Source organism: Mycobacterium sp. Marseille-P9652 (assembly GCF_902652685.1).
Taxonomy (GTDB): Bacteria; Actinomycetota; Actinomycetes; order Mycobacteriales; family Mycobacteriaceae; genus Mycobacterium.
The window spans coordinates 208,629-223,840 of record NZ_CACRUY010000001.1 but is presented as its reverse complement, the minus strand read 5'-3'; the positions used below and the strand labels follow the sequence as shown (position 1 = coordinate 223,840).

Here is a 15,212-nt window from a genome sequence, read left to right as displayed (position 1 = left end):
CCGCGCGACCGCGGCGGCCCGGCCCCCGCGCCGAGCGTGAACTCGCGGCGGGATTTTTCGTGTTTTCTCGCCACCAGTGCACGTTCGACGAAGGCCGGCGTCAGCTTTTGGCTTCTTCCCGACGCGCGAAGTGCGGCGCATGCTCCGGGCGTAATCCGACGCCGACGGCGTACGCGGGAATGACCGCCAGCGAGGGCACCCACCCGAAAAGCCTTGCGACAGCGTTGGCGATCACGGGTGGCGGCGCCTTGACCTCGCCCCGCAGGACGACGGGGATGAGAAGTCGCGCCGCGACCTGCTGTGCGGTCTGCGTCACGGCCGCGGGGAGGTAGCGGCGTCGCTGGACCGCGGCCAGGTCCCGTGTGGTGAGCCGGTGGTGCAACAGGGGGTCGGCCAGGATTCGCGCGGTGGCCACGGCGTCGGCGATCGCGAGGTTGATCCCGACGCCGCCGGCCGGGGACATCGCATGGGCGGCGTCGCCGATACACAGCAGTCCCCTGCTGTACCACCGGCGGAGCCGGTTCACCCGGACGTCGAGGACTTTGACGTCGTCCCACGACCGGAGGTTCTGCACGGAGGCTTCGGGGACCAGTTCGGCCACCTGGGCGCGGAAGTTGTCGAACCCACGCGCGTGGAGCTGCTGCTCGCCGCCTTTGGGCAGGAAGCAGCCGGCTTGGAAGTAGCCCTCGCGAGGTATCAGCAACAGAGTCAAATGCGGCGAACTGCGCGGCGTGAGTTGAAACTTCCCTTCGGCCTTGCGGTCGAGCCGAAACCACCCGACATCGAACGGCACCGGGTACTCACGGGTGCTCAATCCGGCTTCGCGACGCACGGTCGATGTGCGCCCGTCGCAGCCCACGGTGAGGTCGGCGCGCAGCTCACCCGGTCCGTCGGGCCCCCGATAGCGCACACCGGTGATGGTGTCGCCGTCGCGCAGCAATCCGGTGACCTCGGTATGCATCCGCAAGCTGAACGTGGGTTCGCTCTTGCCGGCCTCGGCGAGCAGGTCGAGGAGGTCCCACTGGGGCACCAGGGCGATGTAGGGATGGGGTTGGTGCAGGCGGCGGAAGTCGACGAAAGTGACAAGCCGCCCATTGACGTCGAATTCGGTCTTTTCGAACTTGCTGTGCGGCAGGGCGTCGAAGCGACCGAATAGCCCCAGTTCGTCGAGCAGGCGCAGGGTGACGGGATGCACTGTGTCGCCACGAAAGTCGCGAAGGAAGTCGTCGTGCTTCTCGAAGACGGTGACCTCGACGCCGGCTCGGGCCAGCAACAGCCCGAGGATCATTCCCGCGGGACCGCCGCCCGCGATCGCGCAGGTGGTGGACTCGATGGGGGGCATGGCAACTCGCTTCCTTGAAAGGGCTCGCCGTTGACGGCTACCGCTGGTCTTCCGCGGAGAAAACGTCGATCGCTCGTCCGGTCGCCAACATCACCAGCGGAATCTGACGGCTCGTCGACTGCTGATATGCGAGGTACGGCGGATAGAGGTGAGTCATGTAGGCCCACACCTGATGGCGCTCCTCGCCTTCGGGTTCCCGCCAGGTGGCCTCGAACGCCTGGGTCGCGATCTGGACGCCGATCGTGTTGCTTGCCAAGACGTTCAAGTACCACTCCGGATGCGTGTCGGCGCCCCCCTTGGAAGCGACGATCACGATCTCGCCGCCGACGTTGCCGTAGATCAACGGCCTGACATAGCTCTTCCCCGATTTGCGGCCCACACACTTGATCAAGCAGTGGGTGGTCAGCACACGGCCGCCGACGGCACTCACGTCCATGATGTGGCCGCGCACGCCGCCAGAAGTCAGATAGGTCTCGAGGTGCTCGGTGATCCACTCGCTGCGCGTCGCTCGGATCGATGCGGCGTCGGCGTCGCTCATAGTGGTTTCCTCACGTGAACGGGGCGAAAAAGGCTGACTACGGTTCAGGCCACCATGCGCTCATCCAACACCCTTTGGATGGCATGGCCCAGCGCGGCCCGGAGAATGGGTCTGTTGGCTGGACTCATGCCGGCCCGCAATGACGGGGCTCTGCGCACGACGTTCACCAAGCGCCACGAGTCGGTTTGCGGCACTGCAGTCGGGCTTGGTCGCGCCGTTCAGGAGGCGGCGGTCACCTTTTCGGCCAACGCCGCCAGCTTCACGTCGAGCTGCGTTGCCGCGCCGAGCAACTCGGCGTTCGGCTCGACCACCATCAGCGACGACGGCCTGACATAGGTCAGGCTGCTGCCGGTTCCTTCGTCGGCCACGAGCAGCTCGACCGGGGCGAACAGGCCGGCGCTCACGTCGTGGCGCAGCATCGTGATGGCGATCAAGGGATTGCCCAGGATCACGCGCATCACCTTGCGGTCGATGCCGGCCTTGGTGATCCAGGCGCCGTGATCGAGCAGTGCGAACAACATGAACCCGCTTGGGCCGACATATTTCTCGACTTCCTGCCGATACGATTCCCAGTCGTCATGCGTCTGGGCGATCTCGTTGATCGGTACCGGTTTCTCGCCGATATCGGCCAGTAGCGCGGAGACCAGTTCGTCGAAACCCTTGGTGCTGGGATAGCGCACCCGGACGCCGTCGAAGCGAGTTTCAGTGTGCTCAGACATGTTCGGCCTGTCTGTCGTGGTTGCGTTCGAACATCGAGCGGTGGTCGTTGACGAAGTCATCGACCGTGGCGAGCGGGCGGCCGGTGATCGTGAGCGCCGCATCACTGACGCCGGCCAGGCGCCCCTCCCGTTGGTCGATCGCCACTGCTTCGAAGTGCCTCAGCTTGGCAGTGTCGTCAGGAATCCCGATGAGATCCAAAAACTCTGCTGCGCTGACACTTTCGAACGGAAGTTCCCGACCGAGGACGCGGCCGACCTCGGCGGCCAACTCTTGATGGCTGTACTCGACCGGTCCGGTCAAGGTGTACGTGCGGCCGGCGTGTCCATCCGGATTGCTCAAGATGGTGGCCGCGGTCAGCGCAATATCGCGTGCGGCGATCGGAGCGAAGCGACTGTCGGCGTCATAGGGCATGACATAGCGGCCGCCGCGGATCAACCCCGCGATGTAAGTCAGCCATTCCATGAAGAACGTGACCCGCAGATTGGTCGTCGGAATGCCCGACCAGTCGAATACCTGCTCGGAGAGCCAGTGGTTCTGCGTTGCCTTGCTCCGCGCCCGCGGTCGCGACTGAATGTGGCTCATGTTCACGATCAGCTCAAGGCTTTGCTCCCTGGCCGCCTGGGCGAACATCACCGCCGCCTCCACGAGTCCGTCACCTACCGGGAAATTGAAGTAGGCGCGCCGCGCCCCGTCGAGTGCCGCGCGCACATCGCGGAGATTCAGCTGGTCTCCGACCACAACGTCGGCGCCGGCATCGCGAAGACGTTGGGCGCGATCGTCATCCTGCCGAACCATCGCCGTGACCGGCAGCCCGCGGTCGAGCAAGTAATCGACCATCGGGCGGCCGGTATCGCCGTTGGCGGTGGTCACCAGGGTTCTTGTCATGGCCGGCTCAGCCGAGCCGCTCGATGATGGTGGCGTTGGCCATGCCGCCGCCCTCGCACATCGTCTGCAGGCCGTACCGTGCACCGCGCTGCTCCAGGGCGTTGACCAGGGTGGTCATGATCCGCGCGCCGCTGGCGCCCAGCGGGTGGCCGATCGCGATCGCGCCCCCGTTGACGTTGGTCTTGGCCAGGTCGGCACCGGTGTCATGCGCCCACGCCAGCACGACGGGCGCGAACGCCTCGTTGACCTCGAACAGGTCGATGTCGGCCAGCGTCAGCCCCGCACGGCGCAGCACCTTCTCGGTGGCCGAGATCACCCCGGTCAGCATGTAGAGCGGATCGGAGCCGACGACGGTGGCGGTGTGGATGCGGGCCAGCGGGCGCAGTCCCAGCCGCTCGGCGGCCTCGCCGCTGGTGATCAGCACCGCGGCGCTGCCGTCGGACAGCGGCGAGGAATTCCCGGCGGTGATCGACCAATTGATCTGCGGGAAACGCTTTTCCATCGCCTCGCTGTAGAAGGCGGGCCGCAGCCCGGCCAGCGTCTCGACCGTGGTGCCGGGGCGGATGAACTCGTCGGTGGCGAGCCCCGCGATCGGGATGAGCTCGTTGTCGAAGAGCCCGTCCTTGGTGGCGCGCGCAGCCTTCTCGTGGCTGGCCGCGGAGAACTCGTCGAGCTGGGCCCGCGAGAAGCCCCACTTGGCGGCGATCAACTCGGCGCTGATGCCCTGCGGCACCAGGCCGTCGGGGTAGCGGCGCGTCATGTCCTCGCCGAACGGGTTGCTGCCCGGCAGCACCGAGGTGCCCATCGGGACGCGGCCCATCGACTCCACCCCGGCCGCGATCACGATGTCGTAGGCGCCGGCGAGCACGCCCTGGGCGGCGAAGCTGATCGCCTGCTGGCTGCTGCCACACTGCCGGTCGACGGTGGTCCCGGGAACCGACTCGGGAAAACCGGCCCCCAGCAACGCGTTACGCGCGATGTTGACGGCCTGATCGCCCGCCTGCGTGACGGCCCCGGCGATCACGTCGTCGATCTCCGCGGGGTCGACGCCGGTGCGCGCCACCACTTCGCGCAGGCTGTGCGCCAGCAGGTCGGCGGGCAGCACATCGTGTAGCGCGCCGTTGGCCTTGCCCTTGCCGATCGGCGTGCGGACGGCCCCTACGATGACGGCGTCGCGAGTCATGGCTCCTCCTTGAGCTGAGTATTTCCTTGTATACCCAGCTATAACACCTAGGTATGCTGAAAGCAACCTAGATCGGGAGGTGATGTGCATGACACTGCTGCAGGGCCCACTCGCCGACCGCGACGCCTGGTCGGCGGTCGGGGAGTGCGCGATCGAGAAGACCATGTCCGTGGTGGGCACCAAATCCGCGATGCTGATCATGCGCGAGGCCTACTACGGCACCACCCGGTTCGACGACTTCGCGCGCCGCGTCGGCATCACGAAGGCCGCCACGTCGGCGCGTCTCGCCGAGCTCGTGGACCTCGGCCTGCTGGCCCGCCGGCCCTATCGCGAGCCCGGCCAGCGCAGCCGCGACGAGTACGTGCTCACCGAGGCCGGCATCGACTTCATGCCGGTGGTGTGGGCGCTGTTCGAGTGGGGGCGGCGCCACCTGCCGGGCCGCAACAGGCTGCGGCTGACCCACGAGGGGTGTGGCGCCGAGGTGAGCGTCGAAATCCGTTGCAAAGAAGGGCACCTCGTTCCGCCCGACGAGCTGGGCATGCGGCTCGCCAAGTCGTCCTGACCGCGAGCGTGCGCAAATGTACGCGACGCACGGCGTGTCGGCGTACAAACACGCACGCTGGGCACCGGAATTCAGGGCTGCTCGCGCAGCGCCGCCAGCAGCCGCCGGGCCGCCGCGACCCGCCGCGCGGCGGGCCCGGTTAGCGCGTCGAGCGCGCATTCGGGGTCGGCCGGCGGTCCCATGTGCCCGCAGCCCCGCGGGCAGTCCTCGATCGCCTCGGCCAGGTCCGAGAACGCCCGCAGCACGTCGTCGGGCTCGATGTGGGCCAGGCCGAACGAGCGGATGCCGGGCGTGTCGATCACCCAGCCGCCGTTGGCCAGCGGTAACGCCACCGATTGCGTGGAGGTATGCCGGCCGCGGCCGATGTCGGTGACCTCCCCGACGGCCCGATCCGCCTCGGGCACAAGGCGATTGACCAGCGTCGACTTGCCGACCCCCGAATGTCCCAGCAGGACGGTGATCGTGCCGGCCAGCAGGTCGGCGACCGCCAGCAGGGGATCATCACGGCCGGCGGCGACCACCGTCAGGTCCAGGTCGACGAACTGTGCGGCGAACGGCTCGGGTGGCGCAAGATCGGTTTTCGTCAGGCACAGGATGGGGTAGAGCCCGCCGGCGTAGGCGGCGATCAGCGCCCGGTCGACGAGGCCGGTGCGCGGCGGCGGATCGGCCAGCGCCACCACCATCAGCAGTTGGTCGGCGTTGGCCACCACCACCCGCTCGGTCGGGTCGGTGTCATCGGCCGTGCGGCGCAACACCGTTCGTCGCTCACCGCGCCGAACGATGCGCGCCAGGGTGTCCGGCCGCCCGGAGAGGTCGCCGACCAGGTCGACGTCGTCGCCGACGACGATCGGCGTGCGGCCCAGCTCGCGGGCCCGCATGGCCGTGACCCGGTGGCCGGGATCGCCGCCCAGCACGCAGCCCCAGCGGCCACGGTCCACGCTGACGACCATCGCGGCCTCGGCGTCGGCGTGCTCGGGTCGGGTCTTGGTCCGCGGGCGCGAACCGCGCCCGGAGCGGATCCTGACGTCGGACTCGTCGTAGTCGCCAGGCCTCAAGCGGCCTCCAGCATGCGCGCCCACAGCCGCGGAAAGTCGGGCAGCGTCTTGGTGGTGGCGCCGATGTCGTCGACTTCGACCCCGGGAACCCGCAGCCCGACGATCGCCCCGGCCATCGCCATCCGGTGGTCGGCGTACGCGCGCCAGACGCCGGCATGCAGCGGCCTCGCGGTGATCACGAGGCCGTCGGGCGTCTCGGCGCAGTCGCCGCCCAGGCGGTTGATCTCGGTGCTCAGCGCGGCGAGCCGGTCGGTCTCGTGGCCCCGCAGGTGCGCGATGCCGGACAGCCGCGACACCGAACCCGGGCCGGCCAGCGCAGCGAGCGCCGCCACCGAAGGCGTGAGCTCGCCGACGTCGCGCAGGTCGACGTCGAAGCCGGCGTAGTCGCCGGACCCTCGCGCCTCGAGGAACGAATCCGTCTGGGCAACAAAGGCATTCAGTTTTCCCAGCACCGCCAGGATGTTGCCGGCGGGCTGCACGCTGCGCGCCGGCCAGCCGGTGATGCGCACCGCCCCGCCGGTCACCACGGCGGCCGCCAAGAACGGGACGGCGTTGGTCAGGTCGGGTTCGATCTCCCAGTGCCGGGCCGCGACCGCCCCGGCGCGCACGGTCCACCGGGCCGGCACCGAGTCGTCCACGTCGACGCCGGCCTGTCGCAGCATCTCGACGGTCATCGCGATGTGCGGCGCCGAGGGCAGCGCCGGGCCGGTGTGCCGCACGGTCAGGCCGTCGGTGAACGACGCCGCGCACAGCAACAACCCCGACACGAATTGCGACGACGCCGAGGCGTCGATCGCCACGGTGCCCCCGGCGACCGACCCGCCGCCCTGCACACGGAACGGCAGGCCGTCGCCGTCGATTTGTACCCCCAGCCCGCGCAGCGCGTCGAGCAGCGGCGCGATCGGTCGCGCCCTCGCCTGCTCGTCGCCGTCGAACTCCACCGTGGCGTCGGCGAGCGCCGCCAGCGGCGGAACGAAACGCAGAACCGTGCCGGCCAGGCCGCAGTCCACCCGCGCGTGCGGTGCGGGCGCGATGTGGCCGCTGACGGTCAGCTCGGGCCCGTCCCCGTCGACGCGCAGGCCCAGGGTGCGCAGCGCCCCGATCATCAGGTCGGTGTCCCGGCTGCGCAGCGCCCCGCTGACGGTGGACGTGCCACGCCCAAGCGCCGCCAGCACGAGCGCTCGGTTGGTCTGCGACTTGGAGCCCGGGACGGTCACGGTGGCGTGCACGGGTGCCGCTGCATGTGGGGCCGCCCAGGTGGTCACGTGGTCCATCATTGCGTGTCGCCGGGCTCTGCCACCATGGAGTCATGTGCGGAAGGTTCGCGGTCACGACCGACCCCGCCCTGCTGGCCCAGAAGATCAAGGCCATCGACGAGGCGACGGGCTCCGGTACGGACGGCGCGACGCCCAACTACAACGTCGCGCCGACGACGACGATCGCGACTGTGGTCAGCCGGCATTCCGAGCCCGACGACGAGCCGACGCGGCGGGTGCGGCTCATGCGCTGGGGCCTGGTCCCGCCGTGGGCGAAGGCCGATGCGGACGGCAGACCCGAGACCAAGGGGCCGATGCTGATCAACGCCCGCGCCGACAAGGTCACCACTTCACCCGCGTTCCGGTCGAGCGCCAAGTCGAAGCGCTGCCTGATCCCGATGGACGGCTACTACGAATGGCGGGTCAACGACGCGGGCGCCGGCAAGAAGTCCCGCAAGACGCCGTTCTTCATGTACCGCGAGGACGGTGAGCCGCTGTTCATGGCGGGGCTGTGGTCGGTGTGGCGCCCGAAGGGGCAGGCCGAGGACGGGCCCCCGCTGCTGAGCTGCACGATCATCACCACCGATGCTCCCGGCCCGCTGGGCGAGATCCACCACCGGATGCCGCTGGCGATACCCGAGGACGAGTGGGACCGCTGGCTGGAGCCCGACGCGCCGATCGACGAGGAACTGTTGTCCCGGCCACCCGACGTGTATCCGATCCGGATGCGCGAGGTGTCGACGCTGGTGAACAACGTGCGCAACAACGGGCCCGAGCTGATCGAGCCGGCCGAGCCCGAGCCGGAGCAGGCCCGGCTGCTGTAGGTGCCTACAGTTTCGCGACGTCGATGATGGGGTTCGACGAGCCGGTGGCTCCGCCGAGAGCGCCGACGACGTCGTGGGTGACCGCCCCGGGGAAGTTGAGGGCGGCGTTGGCGACCTGGTTCGCGCCGTCGCCGAACGAGTTGACGATCGTCACCGGGTCGCCGGTCAGCAGGGCCTGCCACCCGTCGTAGGCGGCGAACTGCGGGGCGGTGATGAGGTTGCGCACGTCGACGAACAACTCGGTCGGCAGGTTCGCCGGCGGGACGGGCACCCCGTCCCAGCTGGTCATCGTCCAGCCGTTCTGCGGGTTGCCCTGCACCACGACGACACCGGTGTTGGGCAGCGGGTGGGTGAGCATCAGCAGGGGGTCGGGGTTGTTGACGTTCATCAGCGTGCCCACCTCGATGGAGAATTCGCTCGCGTAGGCGACGTCGGTGATCTGGCCGTTGCCCGCGACGACCGGGTTGGCCATGGCCTGGGAGTACATCGTCTGCAGCGCGCTGGTGAAGCCGCGGTCGAACACCACCCCGTTGAAGTGCGCCGAACCCGGGATCAGCATCGGTGCGATCGGCAAGCCGAGCGTCCACAACAGCGGCGCGGGCAGGTAGAGGATTCCCGCCGGAATCATGGGGAGGCTGCTGAAGACGCCGGCGTCGATCTCGTTGAGACCCGGCAACACCGTGAACGCGTTCGTCAGGTATCCGGCGGTCTGCTGCGTCCTGAGCAGCTGCGACGCGAAGACCCCGGCATATTGGTTCGGGTTTCCGAGAACGGCCGCGATGGTCTGCGCTTGTTGCACGCCGAGCGGGGTGAGCGCCGTGCCCGGCACGGCGGTGTCCATCAGCCCGACCGCGTTGCCCACCGACTGGCCGTGGCGCACGAAGTCGATGACGATCGACTTGGCGGGCGCCGATACCGCCGAGCTGTCGCCGATGAGGTCGCGCCCGAGAAGCACCTCGGCGGGCGCGTTGATGATGGGGTCGAGCACCCGCCCCAAGGGGCTGCCGACCCAGGCTTCGCCCACCGCGCGGGCCGGATCATCGGTGAACGACTGCAACGACGCCGCGATGGCCGCCTCGGCGCCGGTGTACGACGCGGCGGCCGCGCCCAGGTTCTGCACGAACTGCTCGTAATAGGTCGACGCCTGCGCGGCGGCCTGCTGGTACTGCTGGGCGTGCGTGGAGAACACCGCCGCGATGGCCGCCGACACCTCGTCGGCGGCCGCCGCGGTCACGTTGGTCGTCGGGAGCAGCGCGGCCAGGTGGCCGGCCTGCACCGCCGACCCGATCCGGGCCGCGTCGGAGGCGGCGGTTTCGAGGAATTCCGGCACCACGTTCACGAACGACATCGGCGACCCCCGGGCTATCGCGCATCGCCACTGGTTCAGTGGCAGCCAAACACTAGGCCAACGGGGTTGGCGGCGCGGGCGTTTTCATCGGGTGAATCGCCGGTGAATCGGCGCGCTTACCATGCGGGTGTGACCGACTCGTATTCCCACACTTTCGACGACATCCGTGACCGCCCCGTAACCGTGATCGGGGCGGGCACGCTGGGGCGCCGCATCGCGGTCATGTTCGCCAGCCGCGGCGGCCGGGTTCGGATCTATGCCCGGCGTGCCGAACAACTCGACGAGGCGACCCGGTATGTGACGGACACGCTTCCGAACGTGGTGCAGCGCAGGGGGTTCGGCGACGTCGGCGAAGTGTCGGGCACCAGTTCGCTCGACGAGGCGCTGGACGGCGCGTGGCTCGCCGTCGAATCCGTTCCGGAGAGGCTGGACATCAAGATCCCGCTGTGGGAGCGGATCGACCGGGCGGCACCCGCGGACACCATCTTCGCCACGAACTCGTCGTCGTACCCGTCGCGCCTGATGGCCGCAGGCGTGCGCGACAGGACGCGTCTGTGCAACATGCACTTCTACATGCCGCCCGACGTCAACGGCGTCGACCTGATGTCGGACGGGGAGACCGACCGCGGGCTGCTCGCCACGCTGCTGGCCGTCCTGCCGGAGTTCGGCGTCCACCCGTTCGAGGCGCGCCGGGAGTCGACCGGCTTCATCTTCAACCGCATCTGGGCGGCCATCAAACGGGAGTCGCTGGCGGTGGTCGCCGAGGGGGTGGCCCGGCCCGAGGACGTCGACGGCATGTTCAAGGTGAACCTCGGGGTGGCCGCCGGCCCGTTCCAGATGATGGACGCGGTGGGCCTGGACGTCGTGCTCGACATCGAGAACCACTATGCCCAGGAGTTCCCGCACCTCCCCGGGCACGTGCGGGAGTTGCTGCAGTCCTATGTCGACGCGGGCAAACTCGGCATCAAAACCGGCGAGGGTTTCTATACGTACCAGAGGGGCGTTTAGCCGCCGTCCTCGAGGTAGGCGTCGGCCCAGGCGCCGATGATCCGGCCCGCCCGGCGGGCCTGGCCGCGGGCCGTGAGCAGGTGGTCGGAGCCTTCGAGGGAGACGAAGCTGCGAGGGTGGCGGGCCAGGCGGAAGATCTCGCTCGCGTTCTCGATGCCGACGGTGTTGTCGGTGGGCGAGTGCAGGATGAGCAGCGGCAGCCGCAGGTCCTTGATTCTGGCCTTCAGGTGAGCCCGGCGGACGTCCTCGACGAACGCCCGCTTGAGCGTGAGGGTGCGCCCGCCGACCATCCACTCGGCCTCGCCCTCGGACAGCGCGCGGTCGACCACTGCGTCGTAATGCTTTTCGACGTGCCGCGGGTCGACGGGGGCCGCCACGGTGACCACCGACCGCACGCCGGGCACCCGTCCCGCCGCCGCGAGCACGGCCGCGCCGCCCCACGAGTGCCCGACCAGGATGTCGGCGGGCGTCCCGCGTTCGGCCATGAACTCGCCTGCCCTGACGATGTCGTCGACCTTGACGGTGAACGAACCGTCGCCCCAGTCGCCGTCGGACCCGCCGAGACCGAGCGCGTCGAAGCGCAGCATGCCGATGCCGTCCGACGCCAGCTGCTTGCAGATCCGTGCCGCCGCGGGCGAGTCCTTGCCGAGGGTGAAGCCGTGCGCGAAAACGCCCCAGCCGCGCGCCGGCCCCTCGGGGACGTCGAGAACCCCGGCAAGGTCGGGACCCGTGCAGCTCCGGAACGTGACGCGTTCGGCCATCGGTCAAACCTATCGACGACCGACAGCGGGATTCGCGTCAGTCACCGAGCACGAGCGTCGGCAGGTCCCGGCGGCGACGACGGACCGGGCGGGAAAATGGTTCGCCATTGGGTTTGCGTATACCGAATTGTGTCGCTAAAGCCATTTTCTTTGCGGCGACAAAGGCCAATCATATTGTCATGACAACTACCGACCGGACCGTTTTCGAAGGTCCATTGCAACAGCTGGCTCGCAGCGCTTGGCAGCTGCTTCTGCTCATTGGCGTGCTGGCGGTGGCACTGGGTGTCATCGTGCTGGCCTGGCCGGGCAAGACACTGTTCGTCGCGGGTGTCCTGTTCGGCATCTACCTGGTGGTTTCCGGAATCGGCTACGTATTCGCGTCCTTCGGCACGCACGCTGGCGCGGCCATGAGAGTTCTCACGTTCATCACCGGCGTGGTGTCGGTCGTGCTGGGCTTTTTCTGCTTCCGCGACAAATTCGAGGCCGTCACGCTTTTGGCGATCTGGATCGGCGTCAGCTGGTTGTTCCGCGGGATGACGATCCTCGCCGCGGCGTTGGCGCTCGACCACGTGCCGGGACGCGGGTGGCAGGTGTTGTCCGGCCTGATCATCGTGGTCGGCGGGGCCGTCATGATCGTCTCGCCGCTGGACTCGATCGCGATCCTGACGCTGGTCGCGGGCTGCTGGTTGATCGCCATCGGCCTCGTCGACATCATCAACGCGTTCCAGGTTCGCAGCCGGGCCAAGCACGTCGCGGACACGCTGGCGCGGCCGGCCGCGTAACCCAGCCCTAGCCCTAGCGCTGACCCGCCTTCGGCGGGGACCCGCTTCGGCCGGCTTCGCCGACCTCGCGATCCCCGCGGCCGCGCTTGCGGTCACCGCTAGGGCAGCCGCCGCTCCGCCTCGAACGCCAGGCACAGCTCGGCGAGATCCCTTGGCCGCGAGAGGGACCGGCCGGTCAGTTCCTCGATACGGCGCAGCCGGTGCCGCACGGTGTTGGGATGGCAGAAGACCGTCGCCGCGGCGTCGTTGGCGGAGCCGCCCGCGTCCAGCCAGGCCTGAAAGGTGGTGAGCAGGACCCCGCGCTCCTCGCCCGCCAGCTCGTCCAGCCGGCGCAGCAGCCGCGACCTGATCTTGGTCATCGCCTCGGGCGCGCTGACCGCCGCGACGGCCAGCGGCGTGTCATCGAACACCGAAACCAGCGATTCCCCGGACTGCTTGCCGGTGACCGCCACCCGGGCGAACCGCAATGCGTCGCTGGTGTCGGCGAGGTCCCGGAACGGTGGACTGATGCCGACCCGCGCGGTCGCGGCCTGCGCCAGCACGCCGACGAGGGTGTTCATGAGGTCGTGGGTCCGCCGACCCCTCAGCGCGACGATTCCGACCTGCAGGTCCGGCAGGAGCCGCCACGCCGAGCGAATGTCCTTGGCGGACAGCTTGTTCTCGATGTTCGGCAACCCCAGGCGGCCGATGGCGGGCAGCTCCGCCGCTACCACCACGTAGGGACCGGAAGTCGGCAGCCGCAGCAGATCGGCCGCCTCCCAGAGGCTTTGCTTGTCGGTCACGCGCCGGGAGAGCAGCGCTTCGACCAATGCCGATCGCTCCTCCTCGCGCTCGAGGAGTTGCGCCGTGACCTGCTGGCGATAGGCGGTGGCCATCGCCTGGGTGAAGGTCTCCTGGGCGAAGAAGATGCGTGCGGTGGCGTCCAGGATCGCGTCGGTGGGAATCGCCGCGGCCCGGGCGACGGCCAGGGTCTCCTCCCACATGAAGCGGAAGCCGATGCGGTACGCGGTCATCACCGCGGGGAGGGGCACCCCGGCCAGTGCGCGCTCGGTGCCCGTGCGCTCGGCGGGCGACACGTCCACCTCGGTGTCGCCGCTCAGCGAGTGAAAGATGTACGCCACGTTGGCCACACAGCTTTCGGCGACCTGGTCCCTGGTGACGACGGTGTCGTCACGGTAGGCCTCGATGTCGCGGCAGAGCACGTCGGCCATCGCCGTGCCCAGCGCGGGGGCGCGGGCCAGCATCAGCCTGCTGAGCTCGACTACGTGCGGGTCGACCGTTGCCACGCCCATACCGCGAACCTTATGCCCGGGCGCCGGCGAATGTGACCGGTCACAGCGAACCGGCGCGGTTGTTGTTTGCGCGAACATTGTGGCGCGACGTCGCCGGGATCACGCTGGAAGTACGCACCGAACCCCGTCCCCGGAGGCACCCAATGACCGCACTCAGCGCGAATCTGGTCGCATCAAAAGACCGTCATCCCGAGCGGGTGGCCCTGCGGTGCGGAGAGTCACGGCTCACCTACGCCGAGTTCGACGCCGCGGCGGCCCGGGTCGCGACGATGCTCGAGCGGGCCGGCATCGAACCCGGCGACCGGGTGGGCATCATGCTGCCGAACTCCCTCGCGTTCGCCGTCGCCTTCTACGGCATCGTCTACCGCGGCGCCGTCGCGGTCCCGATGAACCCGTTGCTCAAGGCCCGCGAGGTCGCCTACTACCTGTCCAACACGGCCGCCAAGGCGCTGTTCGCCACGCCGGCCTTCGCCGACGAGGCCACGGCCGGGGCGGCCGAGGCCGGGGCGGAGTGCTGGCTCGTCGACGACGCCGCCTTGGCCGAGCTGACCGCCGAGCTGCCCGCCCAGGGGTCACCGGTGGAACGCGACGACGAGGACGTCGCGGTCATCCTGCACACGTCGGGAACCACCGGTAAACCCAAGGGCGCCATGCTCACTCACGCCAACCTTGGGCGCAACGCCGAGGTGGCCGTCCGCACGCTCGTGCAGACCGGGCCGGACGACGTCGTGATGGGCTGCCTGCCGTTGTTCCACGTCTTCGGCCTGACCTGCGGACTGAACGGCTCCGTGCTGTCGGGCGCGACGCTGACGCTCGTTCCCCGGTTCGACCCCCGCGCCGCATTGGAGGTGATCGAGCGCGACCGGGTCACGGTGTTCCAGGGGGTGCCGACGATGTATTCGGCGCTGCTGGCCGTTGCCGACGCGGTTGCGCCCGGGGCGACCCAAAGCCTCCGGACCTGTGTGTCCGGCGGTGCCGCGCTGCCCGTCCAGGTCCTGACCGACTTCGAAAAGGCGTTCGGCTGCACCATTCTCGAGGGGTACGGGCTCTCCGAGAGCTCCCCGGCGGCGGCGTTCAATCACCCCGACCGGCCCCGCAAGCCCGGCTCGATCGGCACCCCGATCGAGGGCGTCGAGATGCGGGTGGTCGACCTCCACGGCGTCGAGGTGGCACGCGGTGAGGTGGGCGAGGTCCAGATCCGCGGTCACAACGTGATGAAGGGCTACTGGAACCTTCCCGACGCCACCAAGGAAACCATCACGCCCGACGGGTGGCTGAACACCGGCGATGTCGGGCGCATCGACGATGACGGCTACTTCTACATCGTCGACCGGACCAAGGACATGATCATCCGCGGCGGGTACAACGTCTACCCCCGCGAGATCGAGGAGGTGCTCTACGAGCACCCCGCCATCACCGAGGCCGCCGTCGTCGGCGTGCCGCACGACTCCCTCGGCGAGGAGGTCGGCGCCGCCGTCGCGCTCAAGGAGGGCGCGGCCGCGACGCCCGGCGAACTGGTCGAGTACGTCAAGGCCCGCGTGGCCGCCTACAAATACCCGCGTGTGGTGTGGCTCGTCGACGCGCTGCCCAAAGGACCCACCGGCAAGGTCCAGAAACGCGACATCACCGTTCCCGCAACTGAAAGCACGAGATAGT

Annotated in this window: 15 protein-coding genes; 5 read left to right on the top strand and 10 right to left on the bottom strand. The window is 69.0% G+C overall.

Going from position 1 to position 15,212, the window contains the following annotated elements; translation table 11 throughout:
* Positions 1–100: 100 nt before the first annotated feature.
* From GPY60_RS00860 to GPY60_RS00840, 5 genes are all read right to left on the bottom strand, one after another.
* Entirely contained in the window at positions 101–1,342 is a 1,242-nt protein-coding gene (locus GPY60_RS00860) for an FAD-dependent oxidoreductase (RefSeq protein ID WP_156685667.1), read from the bottom strand.
* 37 nt (positions 1,343–1,379) lie between these two features.
* A complete protein-coding gene (locus tag GPY60_RS00855; RefSeq protein ID WP_156685666.1) occupies positions 1,380–1,880 on the bottom strand; it encodes a nitroreductase/quinone reductase family protein in 501 nt (166 codons plus the stop codon).
* A 218-nt stretch (positions 1,881–2,098) separates the two neighbouring features.
* Complete coding sequence (locus GPY60_RS00850; protein WP_156685665.1) at positions 2,099–2,599, bottom strand: DUF302 domain-containing protein; 501 nt, start codon at positions 2,597–2,599, stop codon at positions 2,099–2,101.
* A complete protein-coding gene (locus tag GPY60_RS00845) occupies positions 2,592–3,470 on the bottom strand; it encodes an NAD(P)H-binding protein (RefSeq protein ID WP_197283489.1) in 879 nt (292 codons plus the stop codon). The genes GPY60_RS00850 and GPY60_RS00845 overlap by 8 nt, the downstream gene beginning before the upstream one ends.
* 22 nt (positions 3,471–3,492) lie before the next feature.
* Positions 3,493–4,668, bottom strand: coding sequence for a thiolase family protein (locus GPY60_RS00840; RefSeq protein WP_156685663.1), 1,176 nt, complete (start codon positions 4,666–4,668; stop codon positions 3,493–3,495).
* A gap of 88 nt (positions 4,669–4,756) precedes the next feature.
* On the opposite strand from GPY60_RS00840, the gene GPY60_RS00835 reads away from it, so the two are divergent.
* Positions 4,757–5,230 (top strand): winged helix-turn-helix transcriptional regulator, encoded by a 474-nt coding sequence (locus GPY60_RS00835; RefSeq protein WP_156685662.1) that lies wholly within the window; start codon positions 4,757–4,759, stop codon positions 5,228–5,230.
* 71 nt (positions 5,231–5,301) lie between these two features.
* On the opposite strand, the gene rsgA is transcribed toward GPY60_RS00835, so the two are convergent.
* Together rsgA and aroA are read right to left on the bottom strand one after the other, a co-directional pair.
* Positions 5,302–6,285, bottom strand: coding sequence for a ribosome small subunit-dependent GTPase A (gene rsgA, locus GPY60_RS00830; RefSeq protein ID WP_156685661.1), 984 nt, complete (start codon positions 6,283–6,285; stop codon positions 5,302–5,304).
* Positions 6,282–7,550, bottom strand: coding sequence for a 3-phosphoshikimate 1-carboxyvinyltransferase (aroA, locus tag GPY60_RS00825; RefSeq protein ID WP_197283488.1), 1,269 nt, complete (start codon positions 7,548–7,550; stop codon positions 6,282–6,284). Before aroA ends, rsgA begins: the two co-directional genes overlap by 4 nt.
* A 44-nt stretch (positions 7,551–7,594) precedes the next feature.
* On the opposite strand from aroA, the gene GPY60_RS00820 reads away from it, so the two are divergent.
* Positions 7,595–8,365, top strand: a complete 771-nt coding sequence (locus tag GPY60_RS00820; protein ID WP_156685660.1) for an SOS response-associated peptidase — start codon at positions 7,595–7,597, stop codon at positions 8,363–8,365.
* A 4-nt stretch (positions 8,366–8,369) separates the two neighbouring features.
* Here GPY60_RS00820 and GPY60_RS00815 read toward each other — a convergent pair whose 3' ends face one another.
* The gene (locus GPY60_RS00815; protein ID WP_156685659.1) at positions 8,370–9,713 is read right to left on the bottom strand and encodes a PE domain-containing protein; all 1,344 of its coding nucleotides are present in this window, start codon (positions 9,711–9,713) and stop codon (positions 8,370–8,372) included.
* Between the two features lie 129 nt (positions 9,714–9,842).
* Between GPY60_RS00815 and GPY60_RS00810 the strand changes: the two genes are divergently transcribed.
* A complete protein-coding gene (locus GPY60_RS00810) occupies positions 9,843–10,721 on the top strand; it encodes a 3-hydroxyacyl-CoA dehydrogenase family protein (protein WP_156685658.1) in 879 nt (292 codons plus the stop codon).
* On the opposite strand, the gene GPY60_RS00805 is transcribed toward GPY60_RS00810, so the two are convergent.
* Positions 10,718–11,482: an alpha/beta hydrolase family protein gene (locus GPY60_RS00805; RefSeq protein WP_156685657.1), complete on the bottom strand. Its 765-nt coding sequence runs from the start codon at positions 11,480–11,482 to the stop codon at positions 10,718–10,720. The genes GPY60_RS00810 and GPY60_RS00805 overlap by 4 nt on opposite strands.
* A gap of 179 nt (positions 11,483–11,661) precedes the next feature.
* Here GPY60_RS00805 and GPY60_RS00800 point away from each other — a divergent pair, with 179 nt between their 5' ends.
* The gene (locus tag GPY60_RS00800) at positions 11,662–12,264 is read left to right on the top strand and encodes an HdeD family acid-resistance protein (RefSeq protein WP_156685656.1); all 603 of its coding nucleotides are present in this window, start codon (positions 11,662–11,664) and stop codon (positions 12,262–12,264) included.
* Between the two features lie 98 nt (positions 12,265–12,362).
* Here the strand turns inward: GPY60_RS00800 and GPY60_RS00795 are convergent, their stop codons facing one another.
* Positions 12,363–13,556 carry a PucR family transcriptional regulator gene (locus tag GPY60_RS00795; protein ID WP_156685655.1) on the bottom strand — a complete coding sequence of 398 codons (1,194 nt, stop codon included), beginning with the start codon at positions 13,554–13,556 and terminating at the stop codon, positions 12,363–12,365.
* Positions 13,557–13,699: 143 nt separating this feature from the next.
* Between GPY60_RS00795 and GPY60_RS00790 the strand changes: the two genes are divergently transcribed.
* Positions 13,700–15,211: a long-chain-fatty-acid--CoA ligase gene (locus tag GPY60_RS00790; protein WP_156685654.1), complete on the top strand. Its 1,512-nt coding sequence runs from the start codon at positions 13,700–13,702 to the stop codon at positions 15,209–15,211.
* The last annotated feature ends 1 nt before the right edge of the window (position 15,212 follow it).